Annotated in this window: 15 protein-coding genes; 12 read left to right on the plus strand and 3 right to left on the minus strand. The window is 45.7% G+C overall.

What is annotated here, in order from left to right; genetic code table 11:
* Window positions 1-24: 24 nt before the first annotated feature.
* Entirely contained in the window at window positions 25-354 is a 330-nt protein-coding gene (locus tag BC792_RS00870; RefSeq protein WP_148907090.1) for a DUF493 family protein, read from the minus strand.
* A gap of 73 nt (window positions 355-427) precedes the next feature.
* Window positions 428-2,701: a GH92 family glycosyl hydrolase gene (locus BC792_RS00875; protein WP_148907091.1), complete on the minus strand. Its 2,274-nt coding sequence runs from the start codon at window positions 2,699-2,701 to the stop codon at window positions 428-430.
* 220 nt (window positions 2,702-2,921) lie between these two features.
* Between BC792_RS00875 and BC792_RS00880 the strand changes: the two genes are divergently transcribed.
* On the plus strand, window positions 2,922-3,944 hold the full coding sequence (locus tag BC792_RS00880; protein WP_148907092.1) for a LacI family DNA-binding transcriptional regulator: 1,023 nt from the start codon (window positions 2,922-2,924) through the stop codon (window positions 3,942-3,944).
* Here BC792_RS00880 and BC792_RS00885 read toward each other — a convergent pair.
* Window positions 3,910-4,332 (minus strand): methionine-R-sulfoxide reductase, encoded by a 423-nt coding sequence (locus BC792_RS00885; RefSeq protein WP_246154762.1) that lies wholly within the window; start codon window positions 4,330-4,332, stop codon window positions 3,910-3,912. The two genes, BC792_RS00880 and BC792_RS00885, sit on opposite strands and share 35 nt — an antisense overlap.
* A gap of 354 nt (window positions 4,333-4,686) precedes the next feature.
* On the opposite strand from BC792_RS00885, the gene BC792_RS00890 reads away from it, so the two are divergent.
* The 11 genes from BC792_RS00890 to BC792_RS00940 all read left to right on the plus strand — a co-directional run bounded on the left by BC792_RS00890 (window position 4,687) and on the right by BC792_RS00940 (window position 18,880).
* Window positions 4,687-5,970, plus strand: a complete 1,284-nt coding sequence (locus BC792_RS00890) for a cytochrome c3 family protein (protein WP_148907093.1) — start codon at window positions 4,687-4,689, stop codon at window positions 5,968-5,970.
* A gap of 39 nt (window positions 5,971-6,009) precedes the next feature.
* Window positions 6,010-9,021: a TAT-variant-translocated molybdopterin oxidoreductase gene (locus BC792_RS00895; protein WP_148907094.1), complete on the plus strand. Its 3,012-nt coding sequence runs from the start codon at window positions 6,010-6,012 to the stop codon at window positions 9,019-9,021.
* Between the two features lie 28 nt (window positions 9,022-9,049).
* Window positions 9,050-10,531 (plus strand): NrfD/PsrC family molybdoenzyme membrane anchor subunit, encoded by a 1,482-nt coding sequence (gene nrfD, locus BC792_RS00900; RefSeq protein WP_148907095.1) that lies wholly within the window; start codon window positions 9,050-9,052, stop codon window positions 10,529-10,531.
* Between the two features lie 5 nt (window positions 10,532-10,536).
* Window positions 10,537-11,073, plus strand: a complete 537-nt coding sequence (locus tag BC792_RS00905; RefSeq protein ID WP_148907096.1) for a DUF3341 domain-containing protein — start codon at window positions 10,537-10,539, stop codon at window positions 11,071-11,073.
* Window positions 11,045-11,695, plus strand: a complete 651-nt coding sequence (locus BC792_RS00910) for a c-type cytochrome (RefSeq protein ID WP_148907097.1) — start codon at window positions 11,045-11,047, stop codon at window positions 11,693-11,695. The genes BC792_RS00905 and BC792_RS00910 overlap by 29 nt, the downstream gene beginning before the upstream one ends.
* Window positions 11,696-11,714: 19 nt before the next feature.
* Window positions 11,715-12,950 carry a quinol:cytochrome C oxidoreductase gene (locus BC792_RS00915; RefSeq protein ID WP_148907098.1) on the plus strand — a complete coding sequence of 412 codons (1,236 nt, stop codon included), beginning with the start codon at window positions 11,715-11,717 and terminating at the stop codon, window positions 12,948-12,950.
* A gap of 42 nt (window positions 12,951-12,992) precedes the next feature.
* The gene (locus BC792_RS00920) at window positions 12,993-14,318 is read left to right on the plus strand and encodes a cytochrome c oxidase subunit II (protein ID WP_246154734.1); all 1,326 of its coding nucleotides are present in this window, start codon (window positions 12,993-12,995) and stop codon (window positions 14,316-14,318) included.
* A gap of 26 nt (window positions 14,319-14,344) precedes the next feature.
* The gene (locus tag BC792_RS00925) at window positions 14,345-16,222 is read left to right on the plus strand and encodes a cytochrome c oxidase subunit I (RefSeq protein WP_211357439.1); all 1,878 of its coding nucleotides are present in this window, start codon (window positions 14,345-14,347) and stop codon (window positions 16,220-16,222) included.
* Window positions 16,223-16,272: 50 nt separating this feature from the next.
* Window positions 16,273-17,316, plus strand: coding sequence for a COX15/CtaA family protein (locus tag BC792_RS00930; protein WP_148907099.1), 1,044 nt, complete (start codon window positions 16,273-16,275; stop codon window positions 17,314-17,316).
* A 70-nt stretch (window positions 17,317-17,386) separates the two neighbouring features.
* Window positions 17,387-18,295, plus strand: a complete 909-nt coding sequence (gene cyoE / locus BC792_RS00935; protein WP_148907100.1) for a heme o synthase — start codon at window positions 17,387-17,389, stop codon at window positions 18,293-18,295.
* Window positions 18,296-18,880 (plus strand): cytochrome c oxidase subunit 3, encoded by a 585-nt coding sequence (locus BC792_RS00940; RefSeq protein WP_148907101.1) that lies wholly within the window; start codon window positions 18,296-18,298, stop codon window positions 18,878-18,880.
* The last annotated feature ends 5 nt before the right edge of the window (window positions 18,881-18,885 follow it).

The following is an 18,885-nucleotide window of genomic DNA, read 5'->3' on the forward strand; positions in this document are numbered from 1 at the left end:
CAGCCCGCCGCTTCTTATACATTTTTAGAGCATAATGACCGATTCTATTTTTGAAACTTTCTTATAGTAATCAATTACCTCTTCAGCATTGTTTACAAAAGTTTCAACGGTAATAGACCGGTACTTACCTCCGGAAGATTCCTTTTCCGAAAATTTGCTGCTGGGATGCTGAAACACCCCTTTTACCGATGCTAGCTTCTCATCGGCTGCTTTGACAATGAATTTAAAAGTGTACATCGCGGGAAACTGCTCGACCGAATTTAACTTAACGCGGAAATTATCGTAGAAGTCCGCTTGGCTGTTACCCTCGTTGTCGGGCAGATCCTGGATGTTGATGTTGCTGAAGTCCGTCATTTAAATTATCTCCTGGCTTATTATCCGGCAATAACTATACCTAAAAAGATCGCTGTCGTTTTGTCTACACGACTTAATTGTCCATTGATGTCGGCCAGCTTGCGGACGACTTTCCGTATCGCCTATTCGGTTTGTCGGACATCTCGAAAATCAGTTCTCCTCCTTCAAGCATATCCTGGTGGGTAATGAAGCTTTTGTGGTATGGCTGGCCGTTTAACGTAGCCGACTTAATATAGATATTTGTTTTCGAGTTGTTTTTTGCCGTGATAACAAATGTTTTTCCATTTGGCATTGTGATCGTCGATCGGTCCAGTGCCGGGCTTCCGAACACGTATTCACCGCCGACGGGCGAGGCGGGATAGAGGCCCATCATGGACCACACTGCCCAGGCGCTCATCTGCCCTGCGTCTTCGTTGCCGGCGTAGCCGTCGGGCCGGTCATGGTACATGGAATCGATTATCTGGCGGACTTTCTCCTGCGTTTTCCACGGCTTTCCGATATAGTTATACATATAGGCTATATGGTGGCTGGGCTCGTTGCCATGTGCATACTGGCCGATGAAGCCGCTGGCGTCGGGCGATTGGTTTTCGCCGGTCATGTACGATGGAGCGGTAAAGAGTTTGTCGAGCATCTTATCAAGGCCGTTCTTCTTTGGGAAAAGTTTTGCTAAGCCCCGCACATCGTGTGGGACAAAGAACGAATGTTGCCAGGCATTGCCTTCAATATACTGGCTTTTGTCGAAATCGTGTTCCGAGTAGAAAGGGTCAAAAGGCTCTACAAATTTCCCGTTCTTGTATTTGGCACGCATGAAGCCCGTTTTCGGATCAAAGTGGTTAACATAGTTTTTAGCGCGCTTTGAGAAGAGCTCGTAATCGTCCATTTTTCCCAGTTTTTTCGCTACCAGTGATATACAATAGTCGTCGAACGCATATTCAAGCGTTTTGGTTACGCTTCCTCCGTTTACATCCTGAGGTACATAACCATATTCTATGTAGGCCGGTACTTCGCGGATTTCCTGAAAGGCGCTTTTGCGCATGGCCTGATAAGCTCTCTCGGGATCTACTCCCGGCCAGTCTTTCAATATGGCGTCGGCCAATACGGGAATGGCGTGGTATCCGGTCATGGTGTTGGTCTCGAACGTGCTCAGGTCCCATACGGGCAGAAGTCCGTTCTCGTCGTGAAAAGCAAGTAAGCTGTTAAGCATGTCGGTATAACGGTCGGGCTGCGTTATTGTAAATAGAGGTTTTAACGCACGAAATGTATCCCATAGCGAAAAGAACGTATACCGCTGGCCTCCGTTTGCCATCTGATGCTGTTCGCCCTTGTAATTTTTGTAGACACCGTCGGCATCGGAATATAGGGTAGGCGCAACCGCTGTATGGTAAAGTGCCGAGTAAAAAATCCTCTTTACGGTCTCGTCTTTTGTCTCAACCCGGATTTTGCCGAGCTCTTTTTCCCACTTCTGTGTAGCCTGAGCCTGCACGCGTTGGAAGTTCCAGTCGGGAATCTCGTTGAGAGCGGCCAATGCTTTTTGTTGATCCGTTGTAGACAGCGCAACCTTGACCAGAACCGTGCCGGAGTTCTCAAAAATAAGCTGTGCATTTACCCCCTGCCGGCCGCGCTCTTGCGTATTGTCGATGCGGATGGATGGCTGGTTGTTCCCTGTGTGCACCGTAGGATCAGATCCGTTGAATAAGTAGCTTGCAAACGGGCGGGAAGTGCGTAGGGCGAAGTAGATATGCTGCTTGTTTGCCCATCCCTGCGAATACCGTTTGCCCACGACGGTACTATCGTTGATGATGGTAATCTCGGTGTCTACGGCCCGGTCCCAGTTGTACGTATGATCAAGATCCAATCGTACGGTAGGGCGCGTCGTGCCGGCTGGGAAAGTGTATTGATGAAATCCAACGCGTTCGGTCGCTGTCAGTGCCGCTTCAATACCATTGTTTAGTTTTACCTGATAAAAGCCGGGGCTGGCTACTTCGTTCTTCCGGTCAAATTGTACGCGTGTATCGATTTTATTGGTGTTTACGGGCTGCAGCAAAGGCATTACCGCGATGTCGAGCCAGTCGCCGATGCCTGTTCCGCTCAGGTGCATATGGCTGAATCCAGCGATGGAATCTGATGAAATATGGTAGCCGCTGACCCAGTCCCATCCACCTTTTCCGTTGTCGGGGCTTAGCTGTACAAGAGAGAAAGGTACGGTAGCTCCCGGGTAGGTGTGACCGTGTCCGCCTGTACCAATGAGCAGGTTGACATGTTTGGTCAATTCTTGCGCCTGTGCGTGTACGCCCGTTGCTATTGTAGAAACGAGAAGTCCGATGTTAATAAAATGTTTTCTAATCATGTTTGTGTTTTGACGATAAAAAATTACGTATGGAAAGCATTTTTTTATTCAGCCTGTCCATCCGATAAAGCGTTTTCTACTCGCTATTTTGAGGCAATAATATTACAAAAAAAAAGATATTCCAACTAATAAATCCTTTTAGCTAACCGGTTTTTTAGCGGGATTGTGGTTTTTGCTAAAAAAATTTAGTAGATTGTCTCCTTAATTCTATAAACCGTATATGAAAAAAAGAGTTCTGATCAGCGACATTGCGAAAGCGCTGGGCGTGTCCGTGACCACGGTATCCTTTATTTTGAATGATAAGGCGAAGGAGAAGCGGATTAGCGACGCATTAACAAAACGTGTGCTGGATTACGTTAAAAAAGTTGGATATAAACCGAACCAACTTGCTAAAAGCCTGCGTACAGGGCAGACAAAGATTTTAGGACTGCTGGTAGAAGATATCGCCAATCCGTTTTTTTCGAATGTAGCCAAGCATATTGAGCGCCGGGCGTACGAAGCCGGGTACCACATCATATATTGCAGTATGGACAACGATGAACACAAGGCAAAAGAGCTTATCCAGCTGTTTATGGATAGACAGGTCGACGGTTTTATCATTACGCCATCGGAGGGGTTGGAAGACACCATATCCAACATCAAACAAAATAATATCCCGCTTGTTCTGTTCGATCGTTTTATTCCTGCGGTGCAGACGAATTATGTAGTGTCGGATAACCGGCGTGGAGCTTATGAAGCAACGAAGCACCTTCTGGAGGGGAATAATAAGCGGGTAGGACTCATCTCTTTATACTCCAATCAGACACAGATGCGCGACCGGTTAGACGGGTATATGGAAGCTATGGACGAGTTTCGCATGCAGTCTTTTATTAAGAAGCTGCACCTCGATAATCCCGAGGACGAGGCGAAGGAACAAATTTTTGAGTTTGTTGTTGATAACAAACTCGATGCGGTGCTGTTTGCAACAAACTATCTCGCCGTAAGTGGGCTCAAAGCCCTTAAGGAAAGAAAAGAGAAGCTGCCCAGAATGGTCGCGTTTGACGAACATACGCTGTTTAAGCTGCATGACCCTTCCATTTCGGTGGTGTCCCAGGACATCGAGCGGCTCACAGGAGAGCTGATACAGACGCTGATCGCCGATATCGACGGGAAGCTGAAGGAAAGCCGTCAGCTGAGCATTCCCTGCCATCTCATTGTCCGCGAATCATCTACTTCTCTGCAGGAACAAATTTCATTGAAATAGAGTTGACACAATGGCGTATGTTTTTGGGGGTGAATCCTTCGCCTTCAAAAACATGGCCCAGATGCCCACCACAGTTGGCACATAGAATTTCCACACGTCGCCCGTCCGCATCCCGTTCCCGCTTCACGGCTCCGGGAATTTCATCGTCGAAGCTGGGCCATCCACAATGCGATTCAAATTTATCTTTGGATAAATACAGCGGAGCGTCGCACTGCTTGCAGACATAGACGCCTTCCGCCTTGTTGTTCAGCAATTCGCCCGTAAAGGGACGTTCTGTTCCCTTGTGAAGAATTACATACTCTTCCTGCGGTGTCAGGTTATTGTATTTAGTCGTGTCGCTCATAGATAATATCTCCTCTTTATTTGACGAAAAATGGGTTGTCCGCATGCCATCGCACGATATCCAGGCTGTGACGACCAACATGGTGTTGAAAATTCCCCATTGCATGATGCTAAGTTCGGAAAAATCGCCTATATGTTTGTTGGATAGGTGTCAATAATTTATGCGCTCCAGCCGCCCGTTTTTTCTGTCATGTGTTTGTCATCCGATGTCCAAAAACGCCCTTTACGGGGCGTTTTATAGGGTTATTTAGAATGGTTTTAAATTGACAATTTGAGTCATTAAATTGTCAGTGATTGCTTAAATAGTTATACTTTTGTGCATTGTTTGGAGGGTTTAAACCATTTAGACGACGTATTTTAAAAGTTTTATATCATAAATAAATAGTATAAAGTGCTAAATATGAGAAATATCTCATCCGTTTTGGGAAGACTTGCAAAGACGATGTCCGTTGGCTTGATGTTGTTATTTGCCGTTACAATGGCGCATGCGCAAGATGTTAAAGAAGGCGAAACCCTTTTTAAGTCAAAATGTACAACTTGTCACGGCGTGACGAAAAAAGTTGTCGGTCCGGCTTTGGCGGGCATGTCGGAAAGACATTCGGAAGAGTGGTTGGTGAAATGGATTCACAATTCGCAGGCGATGGTGGCTGCAGGAGATCCAGCTGCTGTTCAGATTTTTGAAGAGTATAACAAGATGGTGATGACTTCATTCACCGACTTGTCCGAAGATCAGATCAAAAGCATTATTGCTTATGTAAAAGCAGAGGAGACGAAGGCGGCGGAAGCTCCTGCTGGCGGAGGCGCTGAAGGCGGTGCGGGAGCTAAATCTGGCGATGCAAGCACCATGATGATTGTTGGTTTGATCGCAATTGTTGTGCTGGCGGTTGTGGTTATTGTGGTGTTGAACCGTGTAATCCGCACGCTGGAGAAAGTGATTGCTAACAATCAGGCAGCTATCGCTGAGGCACAGGCTAGAAACGAGCAGTTTGAAGAGAGCAAGTTTGCGAAATTTGCAAAGGCGTTCGTCAAAAACAAGAAACTGGTTGGTTTTGCTGTGCTCATGTTGGTGGCATTTCTGGCGGTGCTGGGGTGGAATACCATGTGGAATGTGGGAGTTCACCAAGGTTATCAACCGGTTCAGCCAATCAAATTCTCCCATCAGATTCACGCCGGTGTCAATCAGATCGAGTGTCAATATTGTCACGGTGGAGCATTTAAGTCGAAAAATGCGTCCATCCCGTCTGCAAATGTGTGTATGAACTGTCACAACACCGTGACGGCGTCGGATCACTATGACGGAGAGATCTCCCCTGAAATTGCGAAGATTTACAGAGCGGTGGATTACAATCCGGAAACCCGGGAGTATGGGGATAATCCAAAACCTATTGAATGGGTAAGGATTCACAACCTTCCTGACTTCGCTTACTTTAACCACTCACAGCACGTGGTGGTTGCCGGAGTGGAATGTCAGACTTGTCACGGTCCGGTAGAAACAATGGAAGAAGTTTACCAATACTCTCCTTTAACAATGAAGTGGTGTGTAGATTGTCACAGAACAACGGCTGTAAATGCAGATAATGCATATTACGATCAGTTGATCGAAGCACACGAGAAATTGAAGAAGGGTGAGAAGATGACAGCTGCCATGATCGGCGGTCTGGAGTGTGGTAAATGTCACTATTAATAATTAATTTAGGAATACGCAATCTTATATACAGCTTAAATGGATAGCAACAAAAAATATTGGAAAGGTTTGGAAGAATTGCAACAAACACCTGCTTTCGTAGAGAGTAGTAAAGGTGAGTTTGCCGAGCCTATTCCTGTAGAAGATGTATTAAACGAAGCAGGTTTGAGCACGAAGACTCCTCGTCGTGATTTCTTGAAAGCTTTAGGATTCGGTTTAGGAGCTGTGACGTTGGCAGCGTGTAATCGGACACCTGTTCATAAAGCAGTCCCTTATGTTATCAAACCAGAAGAAGTAACTCCGGGTATCCCGAACTTTTACGCTTCTTCATTCAACGGGCAGAGTGTTTTGGTTAGGACACGCGAAGGCCGTCCTATTTCCATCTCTCCAAACCCGAACGCTGTGGGCGTTACGCAAGGTACGGATGCAACTACTGTTGCGTCGGTGCTTGACCTTTATGATATGTCTAAACTGCAAAACCCGCAGTTGGGGGGCAAAGATGTAGAATGGTCTAAGTTGGATGCAACCGTTATAGACGCCTTGACCAAAGCGGCATCGGCAGGCAAGCAGATTGCTATAGTTTCAAGCACGGTGAATAGCCCTTCTACATTGGCTGCCATTGCTAAACTTACGGCGAAATACCCTACAACAACGCATGTACAGGTAGATGCTGTTTCTTACAGCGGTATTATAGAAGCAAATAGAGCTAGCTTTGGAAAAGCTGTTGTTCCTTCCTATCATTTCAACAATGCGAACGTTGTGGTGTCTGTAGCAGCAGATTTTCTAGGTACCTGGTTAGCAGGCGAAGAACATACACAGGATTATATTAAAAACCGCGATTACAAATCGTTGAAAAACGGTAAGATGTCGCGCCACATCCAATTCGAGTCGGGATTGAGTATGACCGGTTCAAACGCGGACGTGCGTATAGCCATCAAGCCTTCAGAAGAAGGAGCGGTGTTAATTTCGTTATATAACGCGATCACCGGTCAATCGTTGCCTGGTGGTGTTTCCAACAAAAAGGCGCAGACAGCTATCACCCTGGCGGCGAAGGAATTGACCAACAACCGTGGAGGAGCTGTAGTTGTTGCCGGATCGAACGACGTCAATGTGCAGTTATTGGTGAATGCCATCAACAGCGCGTTGGGGGCTTATGGGGCCATCATCGATCTGGATAATTTCTCAAAACAATACCAAGGTTCGGATGCTGCGTTTCAGCAATTTTTGGCTGACGCCGCCGCAGGGCAGGTAGGTGTGGCATTTTTCCTAAACAGCAATCCTGTTTATGACTATTTCAAACCTGCAGATGTTACGAATGCCCTTTCGAAGGTAGCCTTTACATTGTCTTTTGCAGATCGTCCTGACGAGACGGCATCGACATTAAAAGCCATCGCTCCAGCGTCCACATTCCTGGAGTCGTGGGGAGACGCCTCATCGAAAGAAGGTTACTTTACTATTGTTCAACCAACGATCAATCCGGTCTTCAATACCCGTCAAGCCGAGCAGAGCTTGTTGATTTGGTCGGGAGACAATACAAATATTTACGAGTTTGTCAAACAGAACTGGGAGACAAATATCCTGGCCGGTACAGGTAAAACCTGGAAAGATGTTCTTCAAACCGGTTTCGTCTATAAAGGATCGGCTACAGGATCTTCTTATTCGGCAAATGTTGATGTCAACGCGGTAGCGTCGGCTATCGCCACAGCAGCTAGAGCCATCGCAGGAGAAGTAGAGTTAAAGCTCTACGAATCGACCGTGATGCGCGACGGGCGTTATGCCAATAACGCGTACTTACAGGAGCTGCCTGACCCGATAACAAAAGTAACCTGGGATAACTATGCTGCTATAAACCCGAAATTTGCAGAGGAACTGGGGATAGGTGAAAAAGGAAGAATTAAGGTAGAGGCGAACGGTTACGCGGTGGAACTGCCGGTGGTATTACAGCCCGGACAAGCATTGGGAACCGTGTCTATAGCTGTCGGTTACGGTCGTACAAAGGTTGGTAAAGCTGGAAATAATGTAGGACAGAATGCTTATCCTTTTGCCCGACTGGTTAACGGTACGATCCAGTTCGCTTCGAAAGCGTCGGTGTCTAAGGCCGGAGGTAGCTATGAGCTTGCACAAACGCAGACCCATCACACCATAGAGGGACGTAATATTATTCGGGAGACAACTTTTGCGAAATACCTGAAAGATCCGAATTCAGAATCTGGCCGTTTCTCTGACTCGCATAAAACATACGATCTGTGGAATAAATTCGAGTCGCCAGGCCATAAATGGGTGATGGCAATCGATTTGAACGCTTGTACCGGCTGTGGTTCATGTATTGTTGCTTGTAACGTAGAGAACAATATACCGGTGGTGGGACGCGATGAAGTACGCCGTCGCCGTGAAATGCATTGGTTGCGTATTGACCGCTACTACACGTTGGATGCCGGCGATACGAAACTCACGAAAGAGAAAGAGATCGCGAAGGCGACAGATCTTGATTACGAGGATGTAACGGTTGTTCACCAGCCAATGTTGTGTCAGCACTGTGACCACGCTCCTTGTGAAACTGTATGTCCGGTATTGGCAACGGTGCATTCGTCGGAAGGATTAAACCACATGGCTTATAACCGTTGTTTCGGTACACGTTACTGTGCAAACAACTGTCCATATAAAGTGCGTCGTTTCAACTGGTTTAACTACTGGAATGACTCACGTTTCGATAACTATCTGAATAACGAGTTTACGCAGCTTGTATTAAATCCGGATGTTACTACACGTTCACGTGGAGTTATGGAGAAATGTTCTATGTGTATCCAGCGTATTCAAGGCGGCAAATTGAAAGCGAAAATGGAAAACCGTAAGCTAAGAGACGGCGATGTGAAGGTTGCTTGTCAGGAGGCTTGTTCTGCGAATGCGATTATCTTCGGTGATATCAACGATCCAGAATCAGAGGTTTCAAAAGCGCTACGTAACGAACGTGTTTACTATGTGTTGGAGGAGATCAACGTTCAGCCAAACATCGGCTATATGACGAAAGTTAGAAACACATTTGAAGCGTAATTTTATTCTAATCTGAAATAAAACAACTATGTCATCGCATAACGAATCAATATTAAGAGAACCATTAGTAACCGGCAAGAACATCACTTATGCAAAAGTGACGGATGACATCTTGTTACCGGTTGAAAATAAACCTAATAAAGCTTGGTGGATCGGCTTCACTGTCGCTGTGCTCGGTGCTTTGTTATGGGTTGTGAGTGTTGGATACACGTTTTGGACGGGTATTGGCGCTTGGGGTCTGAATAAAACGGTAGGTTGGGCTTGGGATATCACCGACTTCGTATGGTGGGTGGGTATCGGTCACGCCGGAACGTTGATTTCAGCCGTATTGTTACTTTTCCGTCAGAACTGGCGTAACTCGATCAACCGCTCAGCAGAGGCGATGACTATTTTCGCCGTTATCTGTGCGGCAACCTATGTCGTAGCGCACATGGGACGCCCTTGGTTGGCCTATTGGATTTTCCCGTTGCCAAACCAGTTCGGCTCGCTGTGGGTTAACTTCAACTCACCTCTTGTATGGGACGCATTTGCCATCTCCACTTATTTTACGGTTTCGCTGGTGTTCTGGTATTGTGGTCTGTTGCCCGATATCGCGTCAGTCCGCGACCGTGCTACAGGGCTTAAACAAAAGGTTTACAGCATCCTGTCTTTCGGCTGGAACGGTTCTGTAAAGACGTGGCAGCGTTTTGAGATCGTGTCGTTAATTCTGGCCGGTATATCTACGCCGCTTGTACTTTCGGTACACACAATCGTATCCTTTGACTTTGCAACGTCGGTAATACCGGGATGGCATACAACGATTTTCCCTCCTTATTTCGTAGCGGGTGCGATTTTCTCTGGATTTGCGATGGTGCAGACATTGTTGTTGATCTTGCGGAAAGTGATGAACTTCGAGGATTATATTACGATGTTCCACATCGAATCGATGAACAAGATCATCATGACAACAGGATCTATCGTGGGTATTGCATACCTAACGGAGCTGTTCATCGCATGGTATTCCGGTTCAGAGTATGAGATGTATGCTTTCGAAAACCGTATAGCCGGTCCGTACGCATGGGCTTATTGGGCGATGATGACATGTAACGTTATTTCTCCTCAGCTGTTCTGGTTCAAGAAAATCCGTACAAGTATTCCTATTTCATGGGTGTTATCTATTGTCGTAAATATCGGAATGTGGTTTGAGCGTTTCGTGATTATCGTGACTTCATTGCACCGCGATTATTTACCTTCTTCGTGGGCTATGTTCTATCCAACGTGGACGGATGTCGGCATCTTTGTTGGATCAATAGGTTTATTCTTTACTTTGTTCTTGTTGTTCCTACGTTTCTTACCGGGTATTGCCATTGCTGAGGTTAAGTTGTTGTTGAAATCAGCCTCTTTACAGCAGAAAACCAAATTGGCACAAGAAGGAGCCTTCCCGGCAGAGCAAGTTGAATTCTTCGCAAATTCATTGGATAAGTACGATTCGGTTACACAAGAGGATATTAACGCATTAAAACAAAAATAATAGCAATGAGCAATACAAAATATATATTAGGTAGTTTTGCTGATCCTGATGAAATGATGCACGGGATTGATAAATTGCAAGCAAACAATATCAGCATATATGATTGTTTCACACCAATGCCGATTCACGGAATCGAGGCGAAATTGGGTGTAAAACCATCACGTTTACCCATTGCAGCGTTTTGTTTCGGTGCTTTGGGAACTTGTCTAGGTTTTAGCTTGTTGTATTATACCATGTCGTACGACTGGCCAATGAATATCGGAGGTAAGCCTTCCATGCCATTGCCAAACTTTGTTCCCGTAACGTTTGAGGTTACGATCTTATTATGTGCTTTGGGTATGGTTGCTACATTCTTCTTCCGCAATCACCTGTTTCCGGGACGTACACCACGTGTGATGGATCTGCGGGCTACAGACGATCGGTTTATTATTGCGATCGATGCCCATGAGAATGCGGATCATGCCTTGATTGAGTCTTTATTAAAGGATGCTGGTGCGGTTGAAGTTAAATACAATGAAAGAAAATATGTTAGCTATGAATAAGAAGAGTTTTCTTGGATCTGTATGTGCTGCATTTGCGTTGGCGGCAGTAGTTTCCAGCTGTAGCGATGGAAAAACGCGTAGTACAGGGTGGGAATTCTCCAGAAATATGTATGATCCGATTGCATACAACCCGGATCAACCAAATAATAATTTTAAGAATAAAATAACGGCACAGCTTCCGCCCGTGGGCACTACGCCTATTGGCTTTGAGCGCTTTGAGTTTGCAAACTCATTGGAAGAGTACGAACGTGCCGGTCGTGAACTGAAAAATCCGTTGGCGGTTACGCAGGCAAACCTGGCGCAGGGCGAGGCATTGTTCCAGACGTATTGTGCAGTTTGTCATGGTAAAGAAGGAAAGGGCGACGGGCCTATCACGAAGGATAGATCTGTGGAAGATTCACGGGGTAGCCGCCAGCTGGAGAACTTCCCGCCACCACCATCGTATCAGAAATCGGATGGGGCTTCATCATCCAGAGGTGGGGCAATGAGTGAACTGACCGACGGTAAGATTTACCACACGATATACTATGGTCATAACTCTATGGGATCGCATGCATCGCAATTGTCTCCGGAAGAACGCTGGCAGGTGGTCATGTATGTACACGAATTACAAAAAAAATAATCTAACATCAATATAGTAAATGGGAACTCACAATCATCATCACGATTATAATTTCAGCGAAAGATTTCAATTTGCTGGTATCGCCAAGATACTCAGTCTGGTTGGGATTGCTGTAGGTGTTATAGCTATCGTTATAGGCCTAATGTCAAGTGACCATATTATGGTTGAACGTACATACGCTAACCTGTTATTGATGGGTTATTATTTCACCTGTGTATGTGCTGCCGGAGCCTTCTTCGTTGCGCTTCAGATGGTAACACAGTCGGGTTGGTCCGCTGGTTTATTGCGTATTCCACAGGCGATGGCCAGTGTATTGCCGATCGCAGCTATCGTACTGCTCGTTATCGTCGGCCTAGGTTTATATAGCCATAACTTGTACCACCATTGGCATGCGGAGGGGTTAACAGATCCGAACAGCCCTAATTATGACAAACTCGTAGCGGGCAAGTCGGCCTTTTTGAATGTGCCGGGCTTTTTGATCCGTCAGATATTGTTCATGGGAACATATAGTATTTTTGCTTTCATCATTGCTAACCTGTCTTACAAAGAAGATTTAGAGGGCGGTTTGAACTCTTATAAAAAGAGCTTTAAGTTGTCGGCGATTTTCTTGGTAATCTTTGGATTTACTACGCCTATCTGGTCGTTTGATACAGTGATGTCTCTTGAGGCTCACTGGTTTTCAACCATGTTCGGCTGGTATAACTTCGCAGCGATGTGGGTAAGTGGAATTGCCGCTATTGTTGTTATCTTGGTATTGGTCAAGAAAGCCGGCTACCTGGCTTGGGTGAACGAGAACCACCTGCACGATTTAGGCAAGCTTATGTTCGGTTTCTCTATATTCTGGACGTATGTTTGGTTCGCGCAGTTTATGTTGATTTGGTATTCGAATATTCCTGAGGAAACGGTTTACTTTTATAAAAGATGGGAGCCTGAATACAAACCTTGGTTTTGGTTGAATATTGTCATTAATTTCCTTGCGCCGTTGTTGCTGTTGGTAGACCGCGACGCCAAGCGTAAGCAGAACGTGATGTTGTTCGTAGCGATCCTTTTATTGTGTGGTCACTGGTTGGATTATTACATCATGATCATGCCGGGTACGGTCGAAACACACCGTGGATTCGGATACATCGAGGTGGGAACTGCGATCGGTTTCGTTGGCTTGTTTACTTTCCTCGTGCTGAACAAACTAAGTAAGCACGCTATAGCGCCAAAGAACCATCCGTTCTTAGACGAAAGCTTACATCATCAGATATAATTTCTAATCATTGCATAATACGTTTAAACGTCTTAATAAGAAATGAAATTCAACATTAATAACAGATTCAAAGCCGTGTTGGGATGCTTACTAGCCGTAGGATTGCTTTTCTCTACACCTAGTTTTGCTGATCAGCAAGATTCGTTAGCTCAAGATTCTACGGTCTCTGCCGTTGCTGCCGATGAAGGTGCAGCGGGCGAAGCGGATTCTGCTGCGACGGCTCCAGTGGTAGATTCGGCTGCCGCTTCTTCTCCGGCTTCAAGTACTACTGCTGCTACTAATCCTGCTCAGGAGCAAGTACAGCAGATAGATCCACAGGTTTATAAGAACCTGACGTACTACATTCTATTGTTTTTAATAGTTTGTACTATTGTCGCGGTTGTCGGTAAGGTATTGTCCATTTACGAGCTAACCAGAAAAATGAACGGTAAGTATAATCCGTTTGCAAATAACACTCTTCAGTCGGTGCTATTTGTTGTTTTCCTGGTGGCCTTCTTTGGATTCGTGTATTACGGCTATGCCGTATGGGGCGACTGGGCATGGCGTGCGGCGGTGACGGAGCATGGTAAGCGTATTGATAGTATGTTTATCATCACCACGGTGGTCATCACGGTAGTGCTTATCCTTGTTCACCTTCTGCTGTTAACGTTTCCTTACATCTACAGGATGCGCGCTAATACCAAAGCGTACTACTACCCGCATAACGATACGATAGAGAAGATCTGGACCATTGTACCGGCGATTGTATTGACAGTGTTGGTGTTGTTCGGCTTCTTCACATGGAGATCTATCACCAACGTTCCTGAAGATTTGCAAAAGTCAGCTCTACAGGTAGAAGTATTGGGAGAGCAGTTCCAGTGGCAGGTTCGTTATCCGGGAGCCGACGGTGTGATCGGTAAGCGCGATTATAGATTGACGACGCCAACGAATTCATATGGTATTGACTTCAACGACAAGAATGCGTGGGACGATATCCAGGCATCGGATATTGTGTTACCAGTAAATAAGTCGGTTCGTTTTCACATCATTTCGAAAGACATCATTCACTCTTTCTATATTCCCGACTTCCGCGTACAGATCAACGCCGTACCGGGCATGACGAACTACTTCCAGTTTACGCCGACGGTGACAACGGAGGAGATGCGTGAACGTATGAACGATCCAAAATACGACTACGTGATGCTTTGTAACAAGATCTGTGGATCCGGTCACTACAATATGCAGAAGAAAGTCGTGGTGGTTACCGAAGCGGAGTATAAAGAGTGGTTAAGCACGCAAAACAAATATTTTACTGAAGATTTGCAGAAAGAGTTTACAGCATTAGATTCCAAGGAATCTGATGAACTCACTACGGCTTCACTAAATTAATTGAAATAAGAAATTATTAAACGAATATGTCAAGTACAGTTATATCGCACGGCGCAGCGCATCATGATGCACACGATCATCATCACGAAACGTTCTTAACTAAATATATTTTTAGTCAGGATCATAAGATGATTGCAAAGCAATTTTTGATCACAGGTATTGTGATGGCGGTCTTCGCTATGTTGCTTTCTATCTTATTCCGTATCCAATTGGCTTGGCCGGAAGAGGATTTTCCGATCTTGGAAGTTTTTTTAGGTAAATGGGCTGAGGGTGGACGAATCAAGCCAGATTTCTTCTTGTCGCTGGTCACTATCCATGGTACCATGATGGTATTCTTCGTCTTAACGGCGGGCTTGTCCGGTACTTTTAGTAACCTATTGATCCCTTATCAGTTAGGCGCCCGTGATATGGCGTCGCCATTGATGAACATGTTATCGTACTGGTTCTTCTTTGCGGCCTGTGTGATCATGGTGGCATCGTTCTTTGTGGAAAGTGGCCCCGCTGCTGCCGGATGGACGATCTATCCGCCATTATCGGCGGTGCCGACAGCCATTGCAGGCTCCGGCTTGGGGATGACCCTTTGGCTAGTCAGTATGACGTTGTTTATCGCCTCTCAGGTATTGGGTGGTGTGAACTACATCAGTACTGTATTAAATATGCGTACAAAAGGGATGGATCTTTGGAAAATGCCGTTAACCATCTGGGCGTTTTTCCTGACGGCTATCGTAGGCTTGTTGTCTTTCCCGGTTTTGGTATCTGCCGTAGTTCTTCTGTTTTTCGATCGTACCGTGGGTACCTCGTTTTATCTGTCGGACTTGGTCGTTCAAGGTCAGATTTTACCGAATGAAGGTGGATCGCCTATCTTATTCCAACACTTATTCTGGTTCTTGGGACACCCTGAGGTATATATCGTGGTGATGCCTGCATTGGGTCTTACTTCTGAAGTTATTTCTACAAACTCCCGCAAACCGATTTTCGGTTACCATGCGATGGTTTATTCGTTGGTAGGTATTACCGTATTGTCGTTCATCGTTTGGGGACACCACATGTTCGTTACGGGTATGAACCCGTTCCTAGGGGGGGTGTTTATGATCACGACTTTGATTATCGCCGTACCATCTGCGGTGAAAGCGTTTAACTATATTGCTACCCTGTGGCGCGGTAATATCCGTTTCACGCCTGCGATGATGTTCGCAATCGGTATGGTGTCGTTCTTCGTTTCCGGCGGTTTGACAGGTTTATACTTAGGTAATGCGGCCTTGGACATCAACTTGCATGATACATACTTTGTAGTAGCCCACTTCCACCTTGTGATGGGATCCGCCTCTATTTTTGGAATGTTGTGCGGTGTTTATCACTGGTACCCAAAAATGTTCGGACGGATGATGGACACTAAACTGGGATATCTACACTTCTGGCTTACATTTGTTGGTGCCTATTTGGTGTTCTTCCCAATGCACTTCATGGGTATAGACGGCGTTCCCCGTCGTTACTATACGTTCACTGCATTCCCATTTATGGATAAATGGATCTCCGTGAACATGTTGATCACTTGGGCTGCTATTATCGCGGGCTTGGCGCAGGTAGCGTTTTTGTGGAACTTCTTTAGCTCTATCTGGAGAGGGAAGAGAGCTCCTCAAAACCCTTGGAACGCAAATACGCTGGAGTGGACAACGCCGGTAGAGCACATCCATGGCAACTGGCCTGGTGAAATTCCTACAGTGTACCGTTGGCCTTATGATTACAGTAAGCCTGGTCACGATACGGATTTCATTCCGCAGCACATACCGTTCTCTGAAACAATGAGTTCGAACCTGCCTCACGACTTTGAAGGTAATGAAGAAGCTATTCGCATTCAAAATGAATGGAATAAGCAAAACAATAGAGAAGTAATAGAAGGGTAGGTGTATACCTACCTCTCTTTTATAAGAGGTTTTAAGTAGAAGGAGAGGGCATGTATCCACGTGCGGAAAAACGATTCATAAAAGCAAATAGGCTGACTATTATTGTTTTGTTTCTAGTGATAGCCGCTGGAGGGATCGTTCGGAGCACAGGGTCTGGAATGGGATGTCCGGATTGGCCGAAGTGCTTCAATCGGATTGTGCCTCCGACAGATGTGTCTCAGTTGCCCGCCGGATACGAAGAGCACTATGTAGAGGGACGCGCAAAGAAAAATATGCGCTTTGCGAAAATCGTGGAATTTTTCGGTTATCGCGATATCGCAGACAAGATACGGCATGACGAGTCTATACTGGAGCATGAAGAGTTTAATGCCGCAAAGACATGGACGGAATACATTAACCGATTGGTCGGCGTGGCAGCAGGTTTCTGCCTATTGGCATCAGCGATTTTCTCGTTGACCTATTTAAAGACCAAGCCAGCCATTCTGGGATGGAGTGTGCTTAACGTCTTTGTTGTGGTAGTTCAGGCGTGGTTGGGTTCTATCGTGGTTTCCACTAATCTCATGCCCTGGATCATCACGGTACATATGTTGCTCGCACTGATTATAGTTGGCATTAGCATTTATACGTTCTACCTGGCGACGACCTTGCGGAACAAGAGCATTCTTATTAACCAGCGCTTTTTAGCGTTGAAAGCATTGGCGCTGTTTTCGTTGCTGATAACCGTTGTGCAGGTGGTATTTGGTACGGAAGTCCGGGAAGCTGTGGATCTCCTGAACGACAAGGAAATTGCACGTTCGGAATGGATATCACAAATAGGTATACCCTACGAGGTGCACCGCTCATTAGCTTATGTATCACTGGGATTGACGATTTTGCTGTTTTTCCTGGTAAAGAATAAATTTAGTTCATTGACATTACAAAGTAAATACGCTTGGTTTGTACTAGGCTTGGTCGGAGTCCAGATGATGACGGGGATTATTTTAGCTCGGTATGATGTACCTCCCGTTGCGCAGACGATGCATCTGGTGGTTGCAAGCTTATTTTTTGGTGCACAGTATTACCTGATGTTATTAATGACAAAATTGAAACGATAGTTTGGACAAAGTTGTGGAAATTTGTCGATCGGGTTCCACGTGTTCACCAAAAGAAGGGAATATATTATTCATGAAGCAGTTCATCTCGGATTTCAATAAACTAGTAAAGCTCAGGCTCACGCTGACTGTCGTCTTTTCGGCTTCCATATCCTTTTTGATCGGGGCCAAACAGCAGGGCGATATCATCTGGCTGAATTGGCTTATCCTGACGGTAGGCGGATTTTTCGTCACCGGTGCGGCCAACGGCTTCAATGAGATTATCGAACGGGACCTCGACAGGTTAATGAAGCGTACCGCAGACAGACCGTTGCCGGCCGGTCGGATGACTACAGGACAGGCATTGGTAATGAGCTTGTTTATGGGCATATTCGGAACGTTGTTTTTAGTGCAGCTTAACTTTTTGGCGGGCTTGCTATCGGTGTTTTCGATTATTTTGTATGCTTTCGTGTACACGCCACTGAAACAGAAGTCGCCTATCGCGGTGTTTGTCGGTGCGTTTCCCGGTGCATTACCGCCGCTCATCGGATATTATGCAGCGTTTAAATCTGCAGGATTTGGGTTCGAGTATGCAGCCGTTAGCGAAGCGGCCATTGTCATTACACCATGGGTACTGTTTTTAATCCAGTTCTTCTGGCAGTTTCCCCACTTCTGGGCGATAGCTTGGGTTGCTGACGAAGATTATAAAAACGCCGGTTTCAGGCTTCTTCCGACAACGAAGAAAGACCGCCTGTCAGCCTGGTTGATTTTTGTGTCAGGCGTGTTGATGATACCAGTTGGCTTTCTGCCTATGTATTATGGGTTTGGCGGCTGGGTGTTTACCGTCGCCTCGGTACTTGGTGGCTTATTATTTGCTGTTTACGGGTATCAACATGCGCGGCAGATGACAGACGCTACGGCAAAGAAAGTGATGTTTACATCCTTTATTTATTTGCCTTTAACGCAGTTAATATTGTTATTTGATTTTATTCCTTTGAAATAGATGGAGCATACGGATTTTAAAACGGAAGAGTTGATCCAATCAAGGAAGGCCAGGAAGTTTAATCTTTGGCTTGGTATGATTGGCATGTTTATGATGTTCGCCGCGTTGTCGAGCGGTTTCATCGTATACACCGCAAGCGGGGTGGACAAAGGAATTAAAACGTTGCTTCCGGACACGTTTGTTTATAGCACCGCTGTTATCGTGCTGAGCAGTCTTACATTGCATCTGGCGTATCGGGCTGTGAAACACGAGAGTTTGGATCGTCAAAAGCTGTTTCTGCTGCTGACATTAGCGTTGGGGATTGTATTTTTCTTTCTTCAGGTACAAGCTTGGTCGGTGCTGACCGGCAGAGGTATTTATTTTATTAACAATAACGCATCGCAGTCGTTCATTTATATTTTTACGGGACTGCATTTAGCACATATTTTAGCGGGACTGATCGTATTGGTTCGATGTCTGCTGGGGGCGCTGAAGCCTATTCCATATGTAGACAACCAATTCCGCATGAATCTAGCCACTATTTTTTGGCATTTTCTCGATCTTCTATGGATTTATATTTATGTTTTCTTACTTTTGAATCAATAATAGTA

It is taken from the genome of Sphingobacterium allocomposti, assembly GCF_008124885.1.
GTDB classification, from domain to species: domain Bacteria; phylum Bacteroidota; class Bacteroidia; order Sphingobacteriales; family Sphingobacteriaceae; genus Sphingobacterium; species Sphingobacterium allocomposti.